This window comes from Hymenobacter terricola (genome assembly GCF_017921975.2).
Taxonomy (GTDB): Bacteria; Bacteroidota; Bacteroidia; order Cytophagales; family Hymenobacteraceae; genus Hymenobacter; species Hymenobacter terricola.
In genome coordinates this window covers 22,502-28,717 of record NZ_JAGEMO020000068.1, presented here as the reverse complement: position 1 = coordinate 28,717, position 6,216 = coordinate 22,502, and the positions used below count along the sequence as shown (strand labels likewise).

The following is a 6,216-nucleotide window of genomic DNA, read 5'->3' as shown; positions in this document are numbered from 1 at the left end:
GGTCGGGCTTGTCGGGCTTGGGAATGCGGGCCGGGCCGGCGGGGTCGGAATCAAAAAGCCGCACCGGGCCTGTGGGCCTCAGCGTGGCGGCGTCGAGCCGGTGCAAAAAGGCCGAATCATCGCCAATAACGTAGGCGGTATCGCCAATAATCTCCACCCCGGAAGCGGACGGCAAGCCAGGAATAACGGCTTCGGAAAGGATGGTGGTGGTCATTTTGCTATTTCACAATGACGAGCTCGACCCGGCGATTCAGGCGGCGGGTTTCCTCGCGCTCGTTTGAATACTTGGGCTTCGAGCCGCCAAAGCCCACCGTGGCAATGCGTTTTTCATCAACGCCCCGGCCCACAAGGTAGCGCTTCACCTCAGCCACGCGGTCTTCGGAGAGCTGCTGGTTTTTGTCGGCCGGGCCCACGTTGTCGGTGTGGCCTTCGAGGCGGACTTCGGTGGCCGGACTGGCTTGCAGGGCAATGGCCAGCCGGTTCAACTCGGTGTAGGCCGAGCCCAGCAGGCTGGCTTTGCCCTGGGTGAAAATGATGCTGGGCAAATCGACTTTGGCCCCCACGGCGGCGGGCAGCAGCAGCAGGTCGCGCCGGGGCGAACCGCTGGCTATCAGCGTGTCGCCCACCGTTAGAAACCCACCACCGAGGGCCGCGAGGTAGTATTTGCCGGGCAGCAGCGACATCTGGTAATTGCCCGAATTATCGGCCTTGCTGGTGGCATTGAACTGGGCTCCGCCAGTGCTGGACAGCAGGTTGGCCTTCACCACGGCGCCGGGCACCGGCTGCCTGGTGCGGGCATCGAGCACGCGCCCGCTCAGGAAGGCCCGGCCCCCGTTCTCCGAAACCTCGGCCACCGCGGGTTTCGGCAGCGAGTCGGCGGGCACGGCGCGGCCCGTGCGCCAGATGTCCTTGGTGCCGTTGGGCGTGGCCGAGGACGAGAAATAGGCCGTCTTGCCGTCGGGCGTGAGGCAAAGGAAGGCGTTGAAGCCGGGCCCGTTCAGGGCTGGGCCGAGGTTGCGGGGCTCGCTCCATTTGGTCCAGCTCTCGTCGAGGCGCTGGCTCACAAAAATATCGGCCGAGCCGTAGCCCATGTGCCCGTAGGAGGCAAAATACAAGGTTTTACCATCGGGCGTCAGCCACGGCGCGAAGTCAAAGCCGGGCGAATTCAGCAACGGGCCCAATGTTTTGGGCTCGGTGTAGCCGCCGCTGCCGTCGGGCCGGCTCAGGTAAATATCGTTGCCGCCTTCCGAGTCGCCGCGCTCCAGCGAGAGCAGCAGGGCCTTGCCATCGGCCGTCATAAAAAAGCCGGTGCCGGGCACGGCCGAATAGAAGTTGGCAATGCGCAGGGCCTCGGGCCGCACGCTTTTGGGCGTGGCACCGGGCGCCAAGGCGGCGGCCTGCGCCACCCGGCTCAGGCCCTCGTCGAGGAAGGTGCCGGCGCGGTCGTAGGTGCCGCGCACCAGCAAGAGCTGGCCGCCCGTGCCCGTAGTGGCCTCCACGGCATTGTTCTGCGGGGTATTGATGCCGTCCAGCCGCGTGGGTGCGCCCCAGGTCAGGCCGTGGTCGGTGCTCTGGCTCAGCCAGGCATCGCCCGAATCGGTGTTGCCTTCGGTGTTGCCCGCGAACTTGGTGCGCGCGAAATACAGGGTGGTGCCGTCGGGGCTAAGCACGGGATGCACTTCGTTGCCGGGCGTGTTGATGGGGCCACCCAGCAGCTGCGGCGCGCCAAACGGGGACGGCCCCTCCAGCACGTTCAGGCGCAGCCGGAACAGGCGCCACTGCTGGCTGGCCCGGCCGTTATTTTTCTGGGCCAGCACCGGCGTGCCGTTGAATTTGTCGGACGTGGCCAGGGCCGCCACCCGGCTTTCGCTCTTGTTCTCAAGCTGGTAGCTGCCCAGCGGGCCGGCCGGCACCAGGCGCCACTGCTGCTGCTCGCCGCCCTGAAAGGGGCGCTGCACCAGGGCCATGTTTTCGCCGGCTTTGTCGGCGGTGAGGCACTGGCTGCTGTGGCGGGCCTCAATGCGGTAGTATTCGCTGCCCTGGCGGATGGGCACGAAGCGCCACTGCTGGCTGGCCGCGTGCGTGAATTCCCACTGCACGGCGGGCGCGCCGCTGGTGGTGCTGGCGCTGGCCACGTCGAGACAGCGCCCACTCCCCCGGTCAATCAATCCGTAGTAGGCCCGCTCATCGGGCACAAAAGGCGTTTGGGCGGGGGCAAAAAAAGGCAGCAGCAGGAACAGCGACAGCAATCGAAACATGGGCGGGAGCGCACGAAAAAGGGCACGCATGGGTGAACTACGCAAAAGAACGGCGGGAAAGATGAAGTCGGCCGCTTCATTTGCAAGCTACAACGCCCGGCGTCGCCGCCCATTGTGCAGCTGCCTCCGGCCAGCAGCTTGTGCTTGATGGCGTACTGAATGAGTCCCACCACCGACTTGCAGCAGGTTTTGGTGAGGATGTTTTTGCGGTGCGTTTCCATGGTGCGCTCCGAGATGAACAAGGATTCGGCAATGGCCTGGTTGGACTTTTCTTCGGCCACGAGGCGCAGGATTGCCTTTTCACGGGTGGTCAGCTCCACCACCGGCGGGGCTGCCCCGCTGTTTCCAACGCCACGGCAGCAGCCGTTTGCCCCTGAACGAAGACGGGCACAGCCCGCTGAAAAAGAAATTCCCCGCCTGCTGCATGGCTAGCAACCGGCCGGGCCCAATACCAGTACACTATTGCTTTCGCTCATCCTCCCTCCCACCCCATGCGCAAAGGCACTAAAGTCACCTGGAAATACGGCACCGGCACGGCCACCGGCAAAATCGAATCGGTGCACAAAGAGCCCACTTCGCGCACTATCAAAGGGGCCGAAATTCACCGCAATGGCTCGGCCACCGACCCGGCGCTGGTCATTGTGCAGGAAAATGGCGACCGGGTGCTCAAGCTGAAAAGCGAAGTAAAGCCCGCTGGTTAAACATCTTACCCAGCCGCGTAGGCGTACCAGACTCCTCTACCGAACCGGCCTCGCTACCCGAATGCTCGCGCACAGAGTGACGGGCGCGACGGCCCAGAACACCCCAAGAGGCTATTCCTGGCCGGGTTCGGCCCGCTCCAGCAGTGGCAGACCAACGGCTGGGCGGCCGGCTTCCGCCATATCCGTTTGGCTGATAATTACCGGTTTGATTGCCACTCCTTCGCGTTTCCAGGGGCGGGGTGCAGGCGTGGTACGCCGAACTCCCCGTCCACCCGTCAGCAAAGCGTATACACCCGGTGCCAGGCGGCGAAGCAGGGCGCCCACCCCCACCACCGCGGCAATCACCACTGGGGGCAATAGCGCAAATACCAAAAAGCTGTGGTCAGGCCACCGGGCCATTACCCCTTCGCTCACGTAGCTGAACAGGGGCTCGTGCATGGCGTATATGATGAACGAAAAGCTCGTCAGCCAGATAAACCACGCCTGGCGCATGGCGCCCCGCACCAGTGCGCCCGTTCCAAACCACAAGATGAATATGCCCAACAGTTCCGCCGTCCGATACAGTATCGACATCAGGAAAACGGGCGGCTCTTTCAAGTAAAACGCCAGCCCGGTTTTCACGCCTATCAGGGCCAGCCAAAGCCCCAGCAATGGCCACGGCCGGAACCAGCTCGGCACCGTCTGCACATCAACGTTGCGGCGCCGCAGCCAAATGCCAAACGCAAAAAACAGCAGTCCGCTGCCCTCCACAAGCTGGTAGCGGGGCTGCACCCAGCCCGTTAGCCACAGCACCCCCGCCACGGCGAAATACAGGCGCGGCACCCGGTCAACGGCGGTGCGCAGCCACGGGTAGCACAAGTTGTAGATGAACAGGCTGCGGATAAACCACAGCTGAAACGGCACCGGCGCCAGAATAAAGCAAAGCAGCACCTGCTTGGGCGTATAGTTGCTGACCAGCGGAAATTCGGGGTCAAACCGCACAATATTAGCCGCTAATACCAACTGGCGGGTGGTAGCAAACTGTTCCAGCATCCACACAAAAATCAGCCCCAGGGCGCACCACGCCACAAACGGAATCACGAGGGTGCGTACGCGGCTCAGCACCCGCACGATGTGCGGCGCGCTGCCGTCCTTGTGGGCAAATAAGTAGCCCGAAATGGCAAACAGTATGGGAATGCGGAAGCGCAACAGCCCATTGGCCAGAAAATATTGGAGGTAAGTCGTGGCCGAAAATGGCTCCTCGACGGGCGTCCAGGGCAGCAGGTCGCGCGGGTGCAGGTTGTAGGCATGCACGTAGACCAATGACATCATGGCCACCAGCGACCAAAACCGTATCCGCTGGCTCAGTTCCTGAGGCAGGCGCTCGCCCTGGAGCGGGAAGGAAGTAGAAGAGTTTGGCAATTGTGAAGGCGGATAGATGGCAGTTATATGGCTCAGAATGAGTTATTATTACTACGAAACCGCCAAGCGCTGGGCCTCGAGCGGGGGCAAAAAGCGGCAGGTCGCCTTGTCTTCATGAATCGCCACCTTTTACTACCAATTTTAAAATTTATTCTGGAAATTTCCTAATAAATAATAATATTTCTCCTAAATTTCAGAAACATATTACTATAATTGTAATATGTCAATATATTTGATTAACATATTACCCAAAGGATTAATGTCTATGCTCAACACCTCTTCTCTTGTCAGCCGGTTCAGGGTCGGCGCGGCTGTGCCGGCTCACCGAGTGGTGCGCCAGACCGCTTCCCCGGCTTATCAGTTCGACATTTTATGCCTGTTTAGCTTCACCTGGGCAGTGACGACGGTCTTACACAACCTGTCCTTTCCCGAACGTCTCAACCTCCACCACCCGCTGGCGGTGGCGACGGTATTGGCGGCCGCCGTGGTTATCCTGACTCCGCGGTCAATAGGGCCCTTTTTAGCGCTGCTCTGCTTCAGCCTGGGCAACACTTTTGAGTGGATGCCCGACGAGCCCAATCACCTCTTGTTTGAGTTCATCCTCAACGCGGGCATCCTGGCGGCACTGCTGTGGACGCTTGCCCGGCACTACTTTGCCCCGGCTCCCAAAGCGGCGGTGGGGAGCCCGGCTGGGCGAATGGCTCTTTTCCACGCCTGGGCGCCATTCGCCCGCATTAGCCTGCTGGTGCTGTATTTCTACGCCGTATTCCACAAGCTGAACTGGGATTATTTCAACTTAAATATTAGCTGTAGCACGTTCCTGCTGGACTGGTACGCCGGCAAAGCGCCTTTCCTCGTCCACAGCCTCATGAGCCGGGGGGCCGCCGTGTGGGGCACCATCGCGGTTGAAGCCCTCATCCCGCTGTTGCTCGGTTTCAGAAAAACCCGCTGGGCCGGAATTCTCCTGGGGATTGGCTTCCACTTCTTTCTCTCCATTCATCCGCACCCAGGACTGTACAGTTTTTCAGCCCTGATGTTCGCCGTTTACACGCTGTTTCTGCCCGCTGATTTTCCGGAAAAAGCCCTCCACCTGGCCCAAAGGCTGTTTGGCCGGGCGTTGCCCCGGTTGCTGCTAATGTTGCGCACGTTGGGCGCAATCGGGATTGTGGGGGTGGTTGGGTTAGCGGCTTCGGGCATCAGCAGCCCCGTCATCGGGCTCTTGATTTGGCTGGGTTGGGGGCTGTTGCTCGGGGTTACGTATTTGCTGGTTATCAGCACAAGCCGGCATACATCCCAAAGCTCGGCGGCGCTGTTTCGGGTGCGGCCCGCGTTGTTTTGGGGCGTTCCGCTCCTGGTTTTTCTCAATGGCCTGAGCCCGTATCTGGGCCTCAAGACGCAAACCAGCTTTTCGATGTTCAGCAACCTGCGCACGGAAGGCGACATCAGCAACCACCTCCTGGTACCCGCCAGCCTGCAAATCACCGACCTCGAAAAGAACCTGATTGAAACCACCGCCACCAATCTTGACGAGTTGAAGCCCTACGTTGCCAGCCATGAATTACTCACGCCGTTCGAATTCCGGCGGATTGCCAGCGGCGCCAGCCACGATTTCTACGCCACCTATGTGCAGGGCCAGCAGCCGCAAACCATCCGCGTAGTGAACGGCATCAGCAACCAACCGCGCTTGACGATTCCCATCAATTGGCTGGTGGCCAAGCTTGTTCGGTTTCGCCCCGTCAACAAAGGGCCGTGTTTGTGCAAACATTAAGAAAGACTCATTGCTCAGCGACGGAAATGTTCATTTGTAGGGCGCGCCATTGCGCGGCATCAGTCGCCTGCTTGCCGGTAAAAGAACG

The 6,216-nt window shown here is 60.9% G+C and carries 7 protein-coding genes; 3 read left to right on the top strand and 4 right to left on the bottom strand.

The window, feature by feature from the left end:
• The 3 genes from J4G38_RS23125 to J4G38_RS23115 all read right to left on the bottom strand — a co-directional run.
• Positions 1-214 (bottom strand): DUF6929 family protein (locus tag J4G38_RS23125; RefSeq protein ID WP_394371073.1); only part of this gene is annotated, 214 nt, incomplete at its 3' end.
• A 4-nt stretch (positions 215-218) separates the two neighbouring features.
• Entirely contained in the window at positions 219-2,258 is a 2,040-nt protein-coding gene (locus tag J4G38_RS23120; RefSeq protein ID WP_210521357.1) for an RICIN domain-containing protein, read from the bottom strand.
• The gene (locus J4G38_RS23115; RefSeq protein ID WP_317198227.1) at positions 2,165-2,512 is read right to left on the bottom strand and encodes a response regulator transcription factor; all 348 of its coding nucleotides are present in this window, start codon (positions 2,510-2,512) and stop codon (positions 2,165-2,167) included. The genes J4G38_RS23120 and J4G38_RS23115 overlap by 94 nt, the downstream gene beginning before the upstream one ends.
• Here J4G38_RS23115 and J4G38_RS29045 point away from each other — a divergent pair.
• Together J4G38_RS29045 and J4G38_RS23110 are read left to right on the top strand one after the other, a co-directional pair.
• On the top strand, positions 2,418-2,690 hold the full coding sequence (locus J4G38_RS29045; protein ID WP_317198228.1) for a hypothetical protein: 273 nt from the start codon (positions 2,418-2,420) through the stop codon (positions 2,688-2,690). The two genes, J4G38_RS23115 and J4G38_RS29045, sit on opposite strands and share 95 nt — an antisense overlap.
• Positions 2,691-2,749: 59 nt before the next feature.
• On the top strand, positions 2,750-2,959 hold the full coding sequence (locus J4G38_RS23110) for a hypervirulence associated TUDOR domain-containing protein (protein WP_210521358.1): 210 nt from the start codon (positions 2,750-2,752) through the stop codon (positions 2,957-2,959).
• Between the two features lie 111 nt (positions 2,960-3,070).
• On the opposite strand, the gene J4G38_RS23105 is transcribed toward J4G38_RS23110, so the two are convergent.
• A complete protein-coding gene (locus tag J4G38_RS23105; RefSeq protein ID WP_210521359.1) occupies positions 3,071-4,360 on the bottom strand; it encodes an acyltransferase family protein in 1,290 nt (429 codons plus the stop codon).
• 397 nt (positions 4,361-4,757) lie between these two features.
• Between J4G38_RS23105 and J4G38_RS23100 the strand changes: the two genes are divergently transcribed.
• Complete coding sequence (locus J4G38_RS23100; RefSeq protein ID WP_210521360.1) at positions 4,758-6,128, top strand: HTTM domain-containing protein; 1,371 nt, start codon at positions 4,758-4,760, stop codon at positions 6,126-6,128.
• Positions 6,129-6,216: the final 88 nt, after the last annotated feature.